Below are 15,001 nucleotides of genomic sequence, written 5' to 3'. Positions count from 1 at the left end.
AATTTCCGACATGGCTGTAACGACCGGAACCATACAGAAAGAGCCTCGGCGCGAGCCGGATCAGGAGTTCACCGCCCTGCGCCGCAAGGGCATCGAACTCATCGAAGAGATGAGCCACCGGTGGTGGACGGACTACAACAGTCACGATCCGGGCGTCACCATGCTCGAAGCGCTCTGTTACGCCATCACCGACCTCGGCTACCGGATCGGGTGGGATATCACCGACCTGTTGCAAAATCCGCCGGGCGACGGCTCGGATTACGCCATCCAGCCCTTCTTCACGGCCAGAGAGATTCTGACGGTCAATCCGCTCACGGCGGACGATTTCCGTCGCCTGCTCATCGATCACGAAGGAATCAGCAAGGCGTGGATCGCGACCCGGAAAGGAGCGTGCGAAAGCGCTTGGTACGCCGACTGCAAGCATGACTACCTGAGCTTCATGCCGTCGGGCGCGCAGACCTTCGAGCTGGACGCCGTCTCGCCGCAGGGCATCCGCGATGTGTTCCTGCAATTCGAGAACGATCCGGAACTCGGCGATCTGAACGACCGAAAAATCCGCCACGCCTTCGCGATCAAAATATCGGACAAAATATCGGGCAAAGAGGCGCTGGAGGTCACGGTGGAGTTCCGGATGCCCGAATGGTCAACCGCCAGACTGGGCGAGGTGTCGAAGTACGTCGATAGCAGCGGCAAGCTGCTGCACGCCCTGACCAGCGTCGAACTGACAAACATCGCCGAGGGCGAACGGAAGCAGAGCTATCTGGCCGATATCGAAATAGTGTTCGACAAAGATTCCAAGGATGCGGACGAGGCGGCGGAGGTTATAACGCTCGATCTCCCGGCTGTGCCGGTCAGGCTCTACGGCTCCACGTCGGAGCTGAAGGGTTACGGCGACGCCTGGACTTTTTCGGATTTCGACAGCGCCGAGCTGGCGAAGGTCGTGGCCGAGCCGTTTTTGCTGAAATCCGCCGCCGTGCAGCGCATCACCGCCGAGGCCGCCGCACTGCTCCGGGCGCACCGGAACCTGTGCGAAGAGTTCTGCTGCATCGAGCCGGTGCGAACCGAAGAGGTGGCGATCTGCGCGGACATCCTCCTCGAACCGGAGGCCGACATCGAGCAGGTGTTCGCTACGATGCTTTTTGCCATCGAAAACTACTTCAATCCGCCGCTCCCCTTCCACTCGCTCGACGAGCTGCTGAAAGAGAAGATGGCGGTCGAGGATATTTTTGAAGGCCCGATGCTGACGCACGGCTTCCTCAAACAGGGGGAACTCGAAAAGGCGCGACTCCGCAAGACGCTCCGCACCTCCGACATCATCAACGAAATTGTGGAGATCGAGGGAATCGTGGCGGTCAGGAGCCTCCGGCTGACCCGGTACGACACCGCCGGCAACCCGGTCGGCGGCGTGGCCGACATCGGGCGGGGCGTTGACGAAAAGAGAATCAGCGCCGAATGGACGCTCGAAATCAGCGAGAACTGCCTGCCGCTGCTTTCGGTCGATAACTCGGCCTTCCTCTTTTTCAAAAACGACCTGCCGTTCGTCGCCGACTTCGCGGAGGTGAGCGACACGCTCGCACAACTCCGGGGCCAGACGGAGCGGCTCAAAGCGCAAAACTCCGGTTCGCTCGACCTGCCGGTGCCGACTGGGCGCTACCGCGATCCGGAGCGCTACGTTCCGGTGCAGTACTCGTTGCCGGAGTGCTACGGCGCAGGCCCGGACGGCGTGCGCGAACCGGCCACGGCGGAGCGGCGGGCGCAAGTCAAACAGCTCAAGGGCTACCTGATGGTTTTCGAGCAACTGCTCGCCAACGCCTTCTCGCAACTGGCGGGCGCGCGCCACCTCTTTTCGCTCGACCCGGCAGTGCAGCAAACCATGTTCGTCCAGAGCCTGAAAAACGAAGAACTCATTGGCGGGGTCACGGACATTCTGAAAGAGGAGCTCGACGAAGCAGCGCTGCTCGAAATGGCTGAAACCGCCACCACCATGCAGGAGCGGCGCGGGCGCTTCCTCGACCACCTGATGGCCCGGTTCGGCGAACGCTTCAGCGACTACGCCCTGCAAGTCACCGACTACGACGGCAAGAACAAACCGGCCGAGACGCTGATTGCCGACAAGCTCGCTTTCCTCACCGCGCTTCCCGAACTGAGCCGGAACCGCGCCAAAGGGCTGAACACGGCGGCCACGGCGCTGAGGCCAGACAACGAGGCCGTGCTGAAACGCAGGATTGCGCTGCTGGCCGGTCTCGCGCCCGAAACGGCGCAAAAAATCATCATCGTGGAGCATCTGCTCTTCAGGCCGCGCTTCCCCGGTGACGCCCTGATGGAGGTGTGCCTCGGCAAACTGCCGTGCGGCGCGTGTGGCGAGGCCGATCCCTACTCCTTCCAGCTCACCGTGGTGATGCCCGGCTGGCTCGCGCCGTTCGACAAAAATATCGAGCTGCGCCGCTCGGTCGAACGCACCATCCGGCAGGAGCTGCCAGCCCACATCCTCGGCAAAATCTGCTGGGTGGACAATCACGATTACGACTCGACCTACCGCGAAAAGCTGACCGTTCCACTAACCGACTACCTGCGCGAAGAGGGCCGGAACGCAAGAAACGCGCGCCCACCCCAAAAAAACGCCTTGAACGGAGCCGACCTGATTCACAATGCCGCCCTCGAATCGTTCAGCGCATGGATGAAGTCGGAGCAGTACCGGACAACCGAAGACAGCGACCGCCCGGCGGCGCTCCGCGAACTCTTCGTCGCCGAACTCGATCCGTTGTCGAACATCTACGGCGGCGTCAGCAACTACGACGTTATCGGCTCGACCATCTACGATATGATGTCGGAGCACTTCGCGGAGGTCGTCGAGGATGACCGCTGGTATATTTACAAGCGCTTCAAGGATGCCTGGGACGCATGGCTCGCCGCGCTTCCGGAGAGGCAGCGGAGGGAGTGGAAGCCTGCCGGATTCGTTTCGCGGGTGCAGGAGACGATGCGCGGCATGATCGGCTCAAGGCTCGACCCGGCGCAAACCGCCCGGCAGGCGATCGAACAGTTCGGCGATTTGTTCGACCGAGCAATGCGCGAGCTGGCCGCCGCAGGCGACGCCGTGAATGACCCGAAAAGCGTTGTCGCGGAGATTTTCGAAGAGGCGCTCGACTACGAGCCTTTCGACAGCTCATCCCTGTCGGCGGCGGAGCGGGCGGAGCTGAAAGTGCTTTTCATCGAACTCTACGCCCCGCGCGTACACGAAAGCCTCCTGCTTCTGGAGGTCGTCACGATGCACGCCAGACTGACCAGCATCTACCCGCCCGCGACGCTGCACGACTGCGTTGACGGCAACGACGTCAACCCGGTACGGCTCGACAGCACGATACTCGGCGGGTAACTGGCGCAACAAGGATATCAATCGCTTAAACAACAGCTTGTCATGATTCCCGACAACAACATCTATCCGTACTTCGAGGTCAACCAGGTGCTGAGCGCCGACCACCTCAACACCCTCGCCACCCGGCTCGACGAACAGGAGCGCCTCACGCGGGCCACGCTGCACGGCATCGGCATCGTCTGCGGCATGGAGGTCTCCGTGACCAAAAGCGGCGGAAAGGCGAGAATTTCGATCTCTAAAGGCTACGGCGTCACCTCGGAGGGCTACCCGGTCATCATCGGCGACGAAGGGTTCAAAGCCGACCGCTACCGCACGCTGGAGGTCGGGGACGGCTACAAGCCGCTGCTCCTCGACGATGTGGACGGAGCCGGAAAGCTGCTCGAACTGCTCGACAGCAGCCACGAACATTATGACGAAGGCATAGAGATCAACGCCGCCAAAGCCCAAGAGATGGCGGTCGTGCTCTACGTCGAGCTGCTCGAAACCAGCCTGAAAACCTGTACGCCCGGCTCATGCGACGACAAGGGCAAAAAGGTGACGGTCAGCGTGCGCAAACTGCTCGTGCCCACCGCCTATCTCGACGCGCTGCATGAAGAGGTCGCCGACGAGATCAACAAGGCGGATGCCAAAGGCGACTTTTTCCCGAACCTCGCCACCCGGCTCGACCTGCCGGATCTAAGAATGCCACGCTTCGACATCCCGGCCTCGGCGCTGACCAATGCGGAGTCGATCATCGCGGCTTACGAGAAAATCCTGATCGATCCGCTCGAAGGCTCAGAGAAATCGCTTTTCAAGCGCATCGGCGAAGCCCTCGACGCGACGAGAACCGCCTACGCCCCGCTGCTCGACAAACCGGAATTTGACTTTGCGACGGAGCTGAAAAATATCGAATCGGGCTTTCTGAATCCGGCAAGAAACAGAGCCGCCGCGTTCCAGTACCATTACGACTTCCTGAACGACCTCATCGACGCCTATGACGAGTTCCGCGCCAAAGCGTTCGAGCTGACCGCGCTCTGCAATCCGCCATCGCAGCTCTATCCACGCCACCTCGAACTCGGCGAGCTGGAACCGTCTTCCGGCGACACGCCCTCCGCCGAAGCCGGTATCCTCGCCTTTCGCCACTCCTTCCGACCCTCACCGGCGCTCGGTGAACTCAAGACGAAACGAGCGGAAGTGCAGTCGCTCTACAACCGGCTCCGGGCGATGGTCGCCAGCTTCGACTTGCCGACGTACAACAACTCGAAAAGTCTGGCTGAAAATATCCGGGTTACGCCCAGCCGCGCGGCTGATGCCCCGCTATCGCTGCGGGCGATCCCCTGCTATTACGATCCAAACGATCCGAAAACAGCCCTGCCCGAAACCTGGGACTTCGCGAAAACCGCCGCTGGCCGAAGCGATCTGAACTGCGGCTCCCGGATCGACGGTGATGATTCGATCAACTGGTCACTCGACCAGTGCGGCTTTTTCCGGATCGAAGGGCACACCGGCCTCGACGCCGACAAGGTGCTCGAAGCGTTGCAGAAGAAAATCGCCACGCACCGTCTGCCCTTCGACGTGCTGGTGCTGAAAACCGAAACGCCACCCGACGACCTCGACGACGACGAGTTGCAGGGCTACCTGACGGAGTTCCTCAAAAAGCATCCCGGCATCGAACACACCTCCGGCGTCATGCCGGGCGGTACCTTCGTGATGGTGTGCAACAAAGCGGGTTCGACCTCCGGCAGCCCGTACAATCCGGTGCTCTCAAGAATCGGCGCCAGCGAGATTGTCGCCGATTTCGCCCTCCCCTACCGCGTCGCCGAAACGCTCAAGCCCGCCGATATTTCCGTCGGCGAGTGCCAGTACGCCTGGATCGACAGCGTCCGGCACCTCAACAACATCACGATGCGGGACTACCGCAAACAGGCCATCGGCAAAGCTCCGGCGGCTCGTGAAGCGGAAGCGAGCCGCCTGGCCACGAACTATGTCCTGAGAATCCGCAAATATGAAATTCAGGGCCGCAACCTGCTCGGAAGCAGCAGCTTCATCGATGTTTCCATCCCGCTGAGCGACCTGAAAAAGTACGGTCACGCCGCCATCGTGGCGAAACTCAACCAGACCTTCCCGCTCGGCGCGGTCTTCGACCACACTGCCGGAACCGGCAACGTGCTGATCCGCAGCGTCCGGGGACAGCGGTTCCGTATCGAACTCGAAGGGGTGCAGGGCAACCGGATACGCTACGCCTACACCGAGGCCGGAATGTTCCGCTTCCAGAACGATAACTGGGAGCAGATCGACGGAGCAAAGACGGAAAGCGGCTGCCGAATGATCGCCGAAGATTACGACGAAAAAGTCTATCGCTGGATCCAGAAAACCTTCAAACCGGCCTCTTTGCAAAGCACGGTCACGCGACCGACAATACAGGATATCGTCAAGTGGGAAAAAATGGCGCTGAAACGCGCGCGCCGTTACAAATCAGCCAGGAAACTGCCGATTTACGCGAGCCTGCTGAGCGGTCTCGCATCGGCAATCCGGAGTATCGATCCCGATGCTAAAATCGTGCTCGTGGGCAGTTGGGGCAATGGAAGCTGGCTGTCGAGAATCGAATCGGAAAATATCGCGAGTTTCGGCTCGGCATCGCAATTGAAGACCTTCCGCACGCTCAACCAGAAGGTGACCGGCAGAAGCAGCTTCAGTGGCATCGACCTGCTGATCGACAGCAAATACGCCATCACGCCCGATATGATACCGGTAATTTGCGGCTACCCGATAACGATCTACAAAGGGAAAAAAGATGCTCAGAAAGGACTTGAACTGTGAGGCTGGAACAGAAAAAGGGAAGACCGCCAAACACAACAGGGATAAACCCACGATGCACACTTGCGTTTGGCGGTACAGGCTCAGCATTTAATAATGCCATTTCCCGAAAACCCCCGCCTGTCGGCGGAAGCAAATCCAGTGGATTAATGTAATGATTTACGGCGATACGATGCAACTTTTTTTATGACAACCGGTCAGCGACATACCATCGGCAAACAGTTTTTCGACCTCCGCTTCAACGGTTCCGAACGCGGCGCGATGAACCTTCACGCCTCCGTTTCGGCGCTGAACCAGCTCGGCATCGTTCCGAAGATTGAGCGGATTCTCGACCGGTATGCCGACTCCGCAAGCGTTCTGCGGATCGACCGGCTCGAAGTCGATGCGGGAGCCGTGCAGCTCGACCAGCTCGAAGAGCGCCTGCCCGCAATGATCGCCGAAACGCTCGACAAGGCGCTCGCCGGAATCGCCACGCCGGACGCGGAGCTGACCGCCGGAAGCGCCGATCAATCCGATGGAACACGGATGTCGAAGGATGAAGCCGCCGTCGAGGCGCTGCTCTTCTTCCTCCGCCACGCAACCCTGCCCGCAACCTTCAGGCCGCCGTCGCATGAGCAGTTCGAGACGCAACTGCTCGAAGCATGGAAGCGCCCCGATCTGCGTTGCCGCGCCGCCGAGGCGCTTGCATCCCCGACGGCGCGGCAACGCCTCCTCGCGCAGTTCTCGCGGCAGGTGACGACAACGCTGATCGAAAAGTTGTCGCCGGACGCGATGCCGGTCATCGAAAATATCCTCGACGAACTCCGCCGCTCCGCCCTGCCGGAGGAGCTGGTGACACGAATCGAACGCAAGCTGCTCGACCAGACTCTCGCTCACTCAGCCCCGCGACAAAGCATCGAACCGGCGGAGTTGCGCGATACGCTGCTCGCCGCCGCCAAGAGCCTGCCGGAGCTTACGGAAAGCGCGCGCATTCAATTGCCGGGCAACGAAACCGCAGCGGAAACCCGCGCCCGAACAAAGCAAGTACCGCAGGTCCCGGAGAGTGCAAAGGACGCAGTCCGCCAGTCGCGCGACTCCGCGCCGCCAGCAAAGCGAGACGGCGAGCAATCGACGCCGTCAGCCACGGCGGCAAGCCGGCTGGAGAGACGAACTGCCGAGACCGACGCGACGGACCAGGAGAGCGTACCAGCCGGACATCGAGGTTCGGGCAGATCGGCCGGATCACCGCCGACGCCGCCGGACGCCTCATCCGGCGCCATTACGGAATCACCGGGAAAACCTGACGCTTCACCCGGCTCCCGCGATACAAGTGCGTTTGATCGAGAGGCCGACGATATGGCGTGCGAGCAAACGAACGAACAGTCAGCGCCCGAAAAATCTACGGAACGATCCACGACCGCTTCGCAGGCTTCGTCCCCCACTGATTCCGACAGCGACTCGACAGCTGAGAAGCATCGGAAATTCGGAGCACGGCAGATGCCCGCCCCGAAAACTCCGGAAGCCTCCGGCGAGCATCCCGACCAGCGGCGCGGCCTGTACGTCGAAAACGCCGGGCTGGTGCTGCTGCATCCGTTCCTGCCGCAGTTTTTCCGGGCGCTGCTGCTCGCCGGAGAATCGGAGCTGCTCCGGCCCGGCGAGGCGCTCCGGCTGCTGCATTACCTGGCGACCGGACTGGAAAATGCGCCGGAATACGATCTCGTGCTGCCCAAAATCCTTTGCGGCCTCCCGCCAACAAGCCTGGTCGGAGAGGCCGCTCCTCTCTCCGACCAGGAGCGGGAAGAGTCGGCAGCGCTGCTCTCGGCGGTCATCGGCCACTGGGAGGCGCTGAAGAACACCGGCATCGACGCCTTGCGCGAGAGCTTCCTCAAGCGCGACGGCAAGCTGACCCGCTGGCACGACGGCGGCTGGCTGTTGCAGGTCGAATCGAACAGCTTCGACATCCTGCTGGATCGCCTCCCGTGGGGCTTCTCGATGATCCGGCTGCCCTGGATGCCCCGAATGCTCCGCGTCGAGTGGCGTTTCTGACTTAAACGAGCGGATATGAAAAGCAGTGCCGTCAAATCATCCGTGAGCAGCGCGAGCAAGAGTACTCACGCCTCCGCCACCAGGCCGTTTTTCAGCCCGGCAGGAAAAAGCACCTTCTTCGCGCCCGCCGTTCAGATGAAAATGGAGGTCAGCAAGCCCGGCGATCCGTTCGAAAAAGAGGCCGACCACATGGCCGGAAAGGTGATGCGAATGGCCTCCCCCACCCCGGCCCCCGCTCCACCAGGTGACGACAAGCTTCAGAAACAGGACAACGACAAACTCCAGAAAAGCTCTGACGACAAGCTCCAGAAAGAGGAAAAAGAGATAGTCCAGAAAGCTGCTGCGCCAGAAAAAGAAATTCAGAAAGCCGACGACGAAAAGCTTCAAAAAGCTCCGGATGCCGACGACAAGCTCCAGAAGCAAGACGATGACAAACTTCAGAAAGCTGACGACAAACTTCAGCGCAAGGAGGCCGGTGGCGTGGGCGCGGCTTCGTCGAGCGTGCAGTCGGCGATCTCCGGAAAGATGACCGGCGGGCAGCCGATGTCCAGCGAGGTGCGCGGGTTTATGGAGCCGCGCTTCAATGCCGACTTCAGCACGGTGCGCATCCACAACGACCCGGAGGCGGCCAGCCTGAACAACCAGCTCAGCGCGCGCGCCTTCACCCACAAGAACCACATCTTTTTCTCGCGCGACCAGTACCAGCCCGGCACGAGCGGCGGCAAGCAGTTGCTGGCGCATGAACTGACCCACACCATCCAGCAGGGCCACGCCGTGCAGCGCTCGCCGCAGGTTTCGACCACCGCGACGCCACCGCCGGTGCAGCGCCTCGGCGTGCAGGACGCGCTCGACTACTTTGCCGACAAGGCGGCCAACATCCCCGGCTTCACGATGCTGACGGTCATCATCGGCTTCAACCCGATCAACCAGCGCAGCGTCAACCGTAGCGCCGCGAACATTCTGCGCGCGATGGTCGAAATGGTGCCGGGCGGCCACATGATTTCGCAGGCTCTCGACAATCACGGTATTTTCAACCGCGTCGGCGCATGGGCCGAGCAGCAGTTCGCCACGCTCGGAGACATCGGCAGCGACATTGTCAGCGGCCTGAGGCGCTTCATCGACTCCCTGAGCTGGCGCGACATCTTCGACCTCGGCGGCGTCTGGGATCGCGCCAAGGCGATCTTCACGGCCCCGATCCGCCGACTGATCTCGTTCGCCACAAGCCTGGTGAGCCAGATTCTCGGCTTCATCCGGGAGGCGATCCTGAGGCCGCTGGCCGCGCTGGCGGAGGGCACGCGGGGTTACGACCTGCTCAAAGCGCTGCTCGGGCAGGACCCGATCACCGGCGAGGCGGTGCCGCGAACGCCCGACACGCTCATCGGCGGCTTCATGAAGCTGATCGGCCAGGAGGAGATTTGGGAGAACATCAAGAAGGGAAACGCCGTCGCCCGCGCGTGGGCGTGGTTCCAGGGCACGCTCGCGGGCCTGCTCGGCTTTGCGCGGTCGATTCCGCAAAAGATCATCCAGACGCTTTCGTCGCTGACGATCATGGATCTCGTGACGGTGGTCGGCGCATTCCGCAAGATCGGCGGCGCCTTCCTCGGCATCGCCGCCGAGTTCGGAAGCTGGGCGCTCGGCCAGGTCATCAGCCTGCTGGAAATCCTCTTTTCGGTGGTCGCGCCCGGCGTTCTGCCCTATCTCAAAAAGGCGAAGGGCGCGTTCGTCACCATCCTGAAAAACCCGATCGGGTTCGTGGGCAATCTGGTGCGGGCCGCCAAACTCGGCTTCCAGCGCTTCGCGGGCAACATCGTCAAGCACCTCAAAACCGCGCTCATCAAGTGGCTGGTCGGGCCGCTGGCCGATGCCGGAGTTTACATTCCGAAGTCGTTCAGCCTGATGGAGATCGTCAAGCTGGTGCTTTCGGTGCTGGGGCTGACCTGGCAGAACATCCGCACGAAGCTGGTGAAGATCATTCCCGAACCGGTGCTCGCTGGGCTTGAAAAAACGGCGGGCGTTCTGGTGACGCTCGTCAAGGAGGGCCCGGCGGCGGCGTGGCAACAGATCAAGGGCGAATTGAACGAGCTCAAGGGCCAGCTCGTCGCGCAGGTCACGCAGATGGTTTCGGTCGAGATTGTCAAAGCAGCGGTGATGAAGCTGGTGAGCATGATAAACCCGGCTGGCGCGGTGGTGCAGGCGATCATCGCGATCTACAACACGATCAGCTTCTTCATCGAAAAAGCGAGGCAGATCGCGGCAGTCGTGGCTTCGTTCGTCGATTCGATTGCCGCCATCGCATCGGGGCAGGTCAACGCCGCGGCCACCAAAGTAGAGCAGACGCTGGCCAACACGCTCACGGTGGTCATCTCGTTCCTCGCCAAATTCGTCGGCCTCGGCGGCATCCCGAAAAAGCTCGTCGGCATCGTCCAGAAAGTCCGCAAACCCATCGACAAAGGGTTGGACAAAATCGTCGCCTGGCTCGGCAAGATGTTGAAGAAGATGGTGGGCGCGGTTACGGGTGCAATCCGTGGAAGAGATACACGAAGCCCTGAACAGAAGCAGCGAGACCTTGACCGGGCGGTACGGGAGCTACGGCCAAAAGTGGCGGATTATATCAAAAAAGGCCCCTCAAGCATACGCCTACGCCTGAAGCTGCAAGCATGGAAACGGCAGTACCGGCTCACGTCGCTCAACCTTCAGGGCAATCAGATCGTGGCGACCATCAACCCGTCGGCGAACATGTACACTGCCGAGCAAAAAAGGCTTGGCCAGGCGCTTGAACCGATCCTCGTCAAGGCCGAACAGCGCTACCTCAAAGAGGTGATGGGAGAGGCCGCGACCCGCCGCAGACTCTCGACAGCACGCCGCGCGATGCGGGCAGGCCAGGCGCTGCCGGAACCGCTGACGCAGGACGAGATGGCCATCCTCATTCGCGAGGCTCGCCGCAATCGGTTGCCGCTTGCAAATGTCGTGACCCCGCCTCGCGGACGAGAGCATCAGGTACTCACAACGGGCAACGTTCAGGGATATGATTCAAGAATAACCGTAAAGGATAATCAGGCTCGCGAGTTTTCCGGGATGCAGAACCTGTATGTCACCTCGCCCGGACGCCATTCCGGCCCATCATACTATCCGCCATTCCCTGGGTCCATTGAGGCTGAAGCGCGCGAAGGGCGCTTCTCCGCCGAAACACGAGGCCTGAGAGATCAAATTGAACCCGCCCGGTCGCCCGGACAACTGGCTGCAAACCGGGTAGGCAGATCACTGCTCTCTTCGGGTCTGGCAACCGAGCATGACATCACCTCGGCGGGACGATATCAAGGCTCAAGCTCGCAACCGATGGCGGGCATGGCTACCTGGGGTTCAGCGGAAACCGCCGATGCCGATTTCTTTGGCGGAAAAGGTGGAAGCAAAGACGCCAGAGCGGTGCGTCAGGGAGCGGCGGCTGAAATTTTCGGTCGTCTCCGGCAAGCGATCAATAGTGAAGAACCGATCATACAAGGAGCTGAAGGCAATGCGCTTCGCCAACTGGGCACGGCATTCGATAACTGGTGCAAGCAAACCTTGGACGGAGAAAACCTTGACACGGCAAAAGCGAGAAACGCCGCCAACCAACTGGCGCAGGCATTGACAAGATTTCTCCGTGCAACACGCCCGAAAAACTGACCTGCTCGAAAAAAACAGTATGTTTGAAAACTGTTGCCGGACTCTTACAATCCGGTCTCTTTGGCAAAGCGCAGCAAAGAGCTGTCGAAATATTTGCTTTACAGAACCATCAACACTGTTTCCATGATGGAACCCGCCCTTGTCATCGATCTACCCTTTGAGCTGGAGGCGCTCAACACGATAGCCGCCTCGGTCGAAACGCTCTCGAAGCGCCTTCGCTACTCGTTGCAGAAACAAGAAGGGGAACCGGTCAAAGAGGAGATCAGACGGTGGCGATGGACGGACGCCCTTGTTCCTGAACGTGAAATCCGTCTGGTCGCCGACCGCCATCAGGAAGTACTCTATATGCTGGTCTATGGCGAGGGACGTGAAAAGATAATCGCCGCCTTGAAGGAGTTGCTGCCGGTCTGGAAAGACGATCTGGATGAAAATGACGACAAGTGGCTCTACCGCCGTGCGTTGCAGTCACCTCAATACTCACCGGCCCTGCACAAGCAAATCCTGAATTGCCTGAAATCATCAGATACTGAAAAACGCCAACTCGCGCTGGAGTGCATCAGCGCCCTGATGTGGCCTCAATTCCGTCCAGACATCGAAGAAGCGCTGAACACAGAAAAGGATGATGGTCTGCAACGAGAGCTGTTTCTGCTGGCTGAGTACCTCTCGTATGAGTAGCACACCACACTGACTGCCCGAATCACGAAAACCATTGACCACCCGGCAAAGGATGGTCAACATCAGAACAACGAAGAACAAACCCGTATGCCGGAATACTCCGATCATCTTCATACCCTCATCGACTGGCTGCGCGAGGTTATTGTCTCCCGTCTGAAAATCCGGTTCAATCAGGCCGATGCCATCAATATCGAAGCCCCTGGCCTGCATGGCGAAGACTCGCGGATAACAGCGTTCATCGCCACGCACAACCCCTCTTTTGAAGAGCTGCTCCTGTTCGTGTTGTCGCTAACCCCCCACATCCAGCCAGACTTCTTCAGCAGAATCATCGCCGAGTTCCTCCCCGACGGCGGCGATTTTCCGGAGTTTGGCGGCGTGCGCGGTGTGAACCATCGCGGGCTTTTGCCGACTGGCGAGACGGCGCAGTTCGTCATTGGGGGGGACGATCTCGAAAAGCGGCTCGATGTGCAGCGGCTGCTTGGGCCGGAGCACTGGTTCTCGAAGGAGCACATTTTGTGGCTCGAAGCGGTGCCTGAGGGCGAGCCGATGATGAGCGGGCGGCTGACGCTGAACCCGGAGCTGGTCGAAGAGCTCACGCTCGGCACGGCGAGCAGGCCGCGCTTCAGCATGGACTTTCCGGCGGAATACATCGAAACCGGCATGGCGTGGAGCGACCTCGTGCTGCCCGCAACGACGCTTCACCAGATTCGCGAGATTGAACACTGGATCACGCACAACGACACGCTGCTGCACGACTGGGGCATGAACAAGCGCGTCAAGCCCGGCTACCGCGCGCTTTTTTACGGGCCGCCCGGCACCGGTAAAACGCTCACGGCGACGCTGCTCGGCAAGCAGACCGGCAAGGAGGTGTTCCGCATCGACCTGTCGCGCATCATCTCGAAGTATATCGGCGAAACCGAAAAGAACCTTTCGCGCCTCTTCGACAAGGCCGACAGCAAAAACTGGATACTCTTTTTCGACGAAGCCGACGCGCTTTTCGGCAAGCGCACCGACATCCGCGACGCGCACGACAAGTACGCCAACCAGGAGACCGCCTACCTTTTGCAACGCATCGAAAGCCACAACGGCCTCGTCATTTTGGCCTCGAACCGGCGCGGCAACCTCGACGAAGCCTTTTCGCGGCGCTTCCAGAGCATCATCCACTTTCCGATGCCCAAGGCCGACGACCGCCACGCCCTCTGGCTCAACACCCTGCCGGAGCAGATGCCGATCGACGACGGCATCGACTGGCGCGCCGTCGCCGCGCGCTACGAACTCTCCGGCGCGGGCATCCTGAACATCGTGCACTACTGCGCCATCGAATCGCTCGCCAACCCTGAACACCCCCTCGACAACAAACGCCTCGAAAAAGCGATCATGCGGGAATTCATCAAAGAGGGCAAAGTGGTATAATCCCGGAGAATCATCTTCAACTCTTCTCCCAAAAGTCTCAAAAGTCCCACTGCACCCAACCATGAAGCACCTCGGAACCAGCATAATTCTCAAAAACCCCCGCAACGAGGTCTTGCTCTTCCTGCGGGACGACAAACCGGAGATACCCTACCCGAACCTGTGGGACATTCCCGGCGGACATTTCGAGGCTGGCGAAACTCCCGAAGCGTGCATCGTGCGAGAGATGATGGAGGAGATCGAAACCAACGTGTCCGCCTGCCGACGTCACTCGATCTACGACTTCCCCGACCGGATCGAGTACATTTTTCTGATGGATTTCGAAGCCGCCGCCGAAACCATCCCGCTGCACGAAGGGCAGTGTTTGCGCTGGTTCGCGGAGGAAAAGATTCCGTGGGACAACCTCGCCTTCGGCTTCGAGTTCGTGCTCCGGGACTATTTCGCCGGGCGGCAGCGGTGGGACGATGATGGCGAAGTTCAGGACTGATCTTCGCGCGAGGTGACGAGGCAGGTGTACTCGCCGCTCCCCTTTTGCTGATCGACGTGATTGTGCAGCGCTTGAAGCAGTCGGTCGATCTCCGAGAGCAGATTGCGGTGGTTGAACGCGAGCGAGACGAGAAAGAGCGGAAAGGAGATGTGCTCCCGCCGCAGCTTGCGCAGCACATTGCCCATCGCAAGGGTCATGGTGGGAAAAAAATGACGCTTCGGCGGCGACTGCTCGCGCGAGACCGCACTCCTCTCCGCCACCGTCAGATAGCGGCACGAAAACACGAAATCCCCATTCTCCCGCCACTCGACGTGAATGCTCGAAGGCCTGGGTTTGTCCGCAGAAAAGTCCATGATGCGTCGCGATAATTAATCCATCCGATATGACAGATTAACACCATCACCGGCGCAAAACCACGCGAACCGTGCAACATTACGGTGAACTCGTGCTCTGCGGTGTGAGCTGGCTCGCTACCTGAGGGAACTTGAGATCAACGGGGGTTTTCAGGGAAATGAAGAAGCCCCTCTGAAAATGAGAAATTTCAGAGGGGCTTCTCGATAGCAATGGATACA

The 15,001-nt window shown here is 60.2% G+C and carries 8 protein-coding genes; 7 read left to right on the top strand and 1 reads right to left on the bottom strand.

Annotated features, from left to right (window positions below; all coding sequences use genetic code 11):
• Positions 1 to 10: 10 nt before the first annotated feature.
• The 7 genes from EST62_RS05745 (at position 11) to EST62_RS05715 (ending at position 14,429) form a co-directional block, all read left to right on the top strand.
• Entirely contained in the window at positions 11 to 3,373 is a 3,363-nt protein-coding gene (locus EST62_RS05745) for a hypothetical protein (protein ID WP_129051155.1), read from the top strand.
• 42 nt (positions 3,374 to 3,415) lie between these two features.
• Positions 3,416 to 6,172, top strand: a complete 2,757-nt coding sequence (locus EST62_RS05740; RefSeq protein ID WP_129051154.1) for a hypothetical protein — start codon at positions 3,416 to 3,418, stop codon at positions 6,170 to 6,172.
• Between the two features lie 183 nt (positions 6,173 to 6,355).
• A complete protein-coding gene (locus tag EST62_RS05735; RefSeq protein ID WP_129051153.1) occupies positions 6,356 to 8,194 on the top strand; it encodes a contractile injection system tape measure protein in 1,839 nt (612 codons plus the stop codon).
• Positions 8,195 to 8,209: 15 nt separating this feature from the next.
• Positions 8,210 to 11,857 (top strand): DUF4157 domain-containing protein, encoded by a 3,648-nt coding sequence (locus tag EST62_RS05730; RefSeq protein ID WP_245153489.1) that lies wholly within the window; start codon positions 8,210 to 8,212, stop codon positions 11,855 to 11,857.
• 123 nt (positions 11,858 to 11,980) lie between these two features.
• Entirely contained in the window at positions 11,981 to 12,532 is a 552-nt protein-coding gene (locus EST62_RS05725; RefSeq protein ID WP_129051152.1) for a hypothetical protein, read from the top strand.
• A gap of 87 nt (positions 12,533 to 12,619) precedes the next feature.
• Complete coding sequence (locus tag EST62_RS05720; protein ID WP_129051151.1) at positions 12,620 to 13,945, top strand: ATP-binding protein; 1,326 nt, start codon at positions 12,620 to 12,622, stop codon at positions 13,943 to 13,945.
• A gap of 61 nt (positions 13,946 to 14,006) precedes the next feature.
• Complete coding sequence (locus tag EST62_RS05715; RefSeq protein ID WP_129051150.1) at positions 14,007 to 14,429, top strand: NUDIX hydrolase; 423 nt, start codon at positions 14,007 to 14,009, stop codon at positions 14,427 to 14,429.
• Here the strand turns inward: EST62_RS05715 and EST62_RS05710 are convergent.
• On the bottom strand, positions 14,420 to 14,782 hold the full coding sequence (locus tag EST62_RS05710; RefSeq protein ID WP_129051149.1) for a hypothetical protein: 363 nt from the start codon (positions 14,780 to 14,782) through the stop codon (positions 14,420 to 14,422). The genes EST62_RS05715 and EST62_RS05710 overlap by 10 nt on opposite strands.
• Positions 14,783 to 15,001 lie beyond the last annotated feature (219 nt).

The sequence above is a fragment of the Chlorobaculum sp. 24CR genome (genome assembly GCF_004118635.1).
Taxonomy (GTDB): Bacteria; Bacteroidota; Chlorobiia; order Chlorobiales; family Chlorobiaceae; genus Chlorobaculum.
The sequence above is the reverse complement of the archived record's forward strand: the minus strand, read 5'-3'. Positions and strand labels throughout refer to the sequence as shown.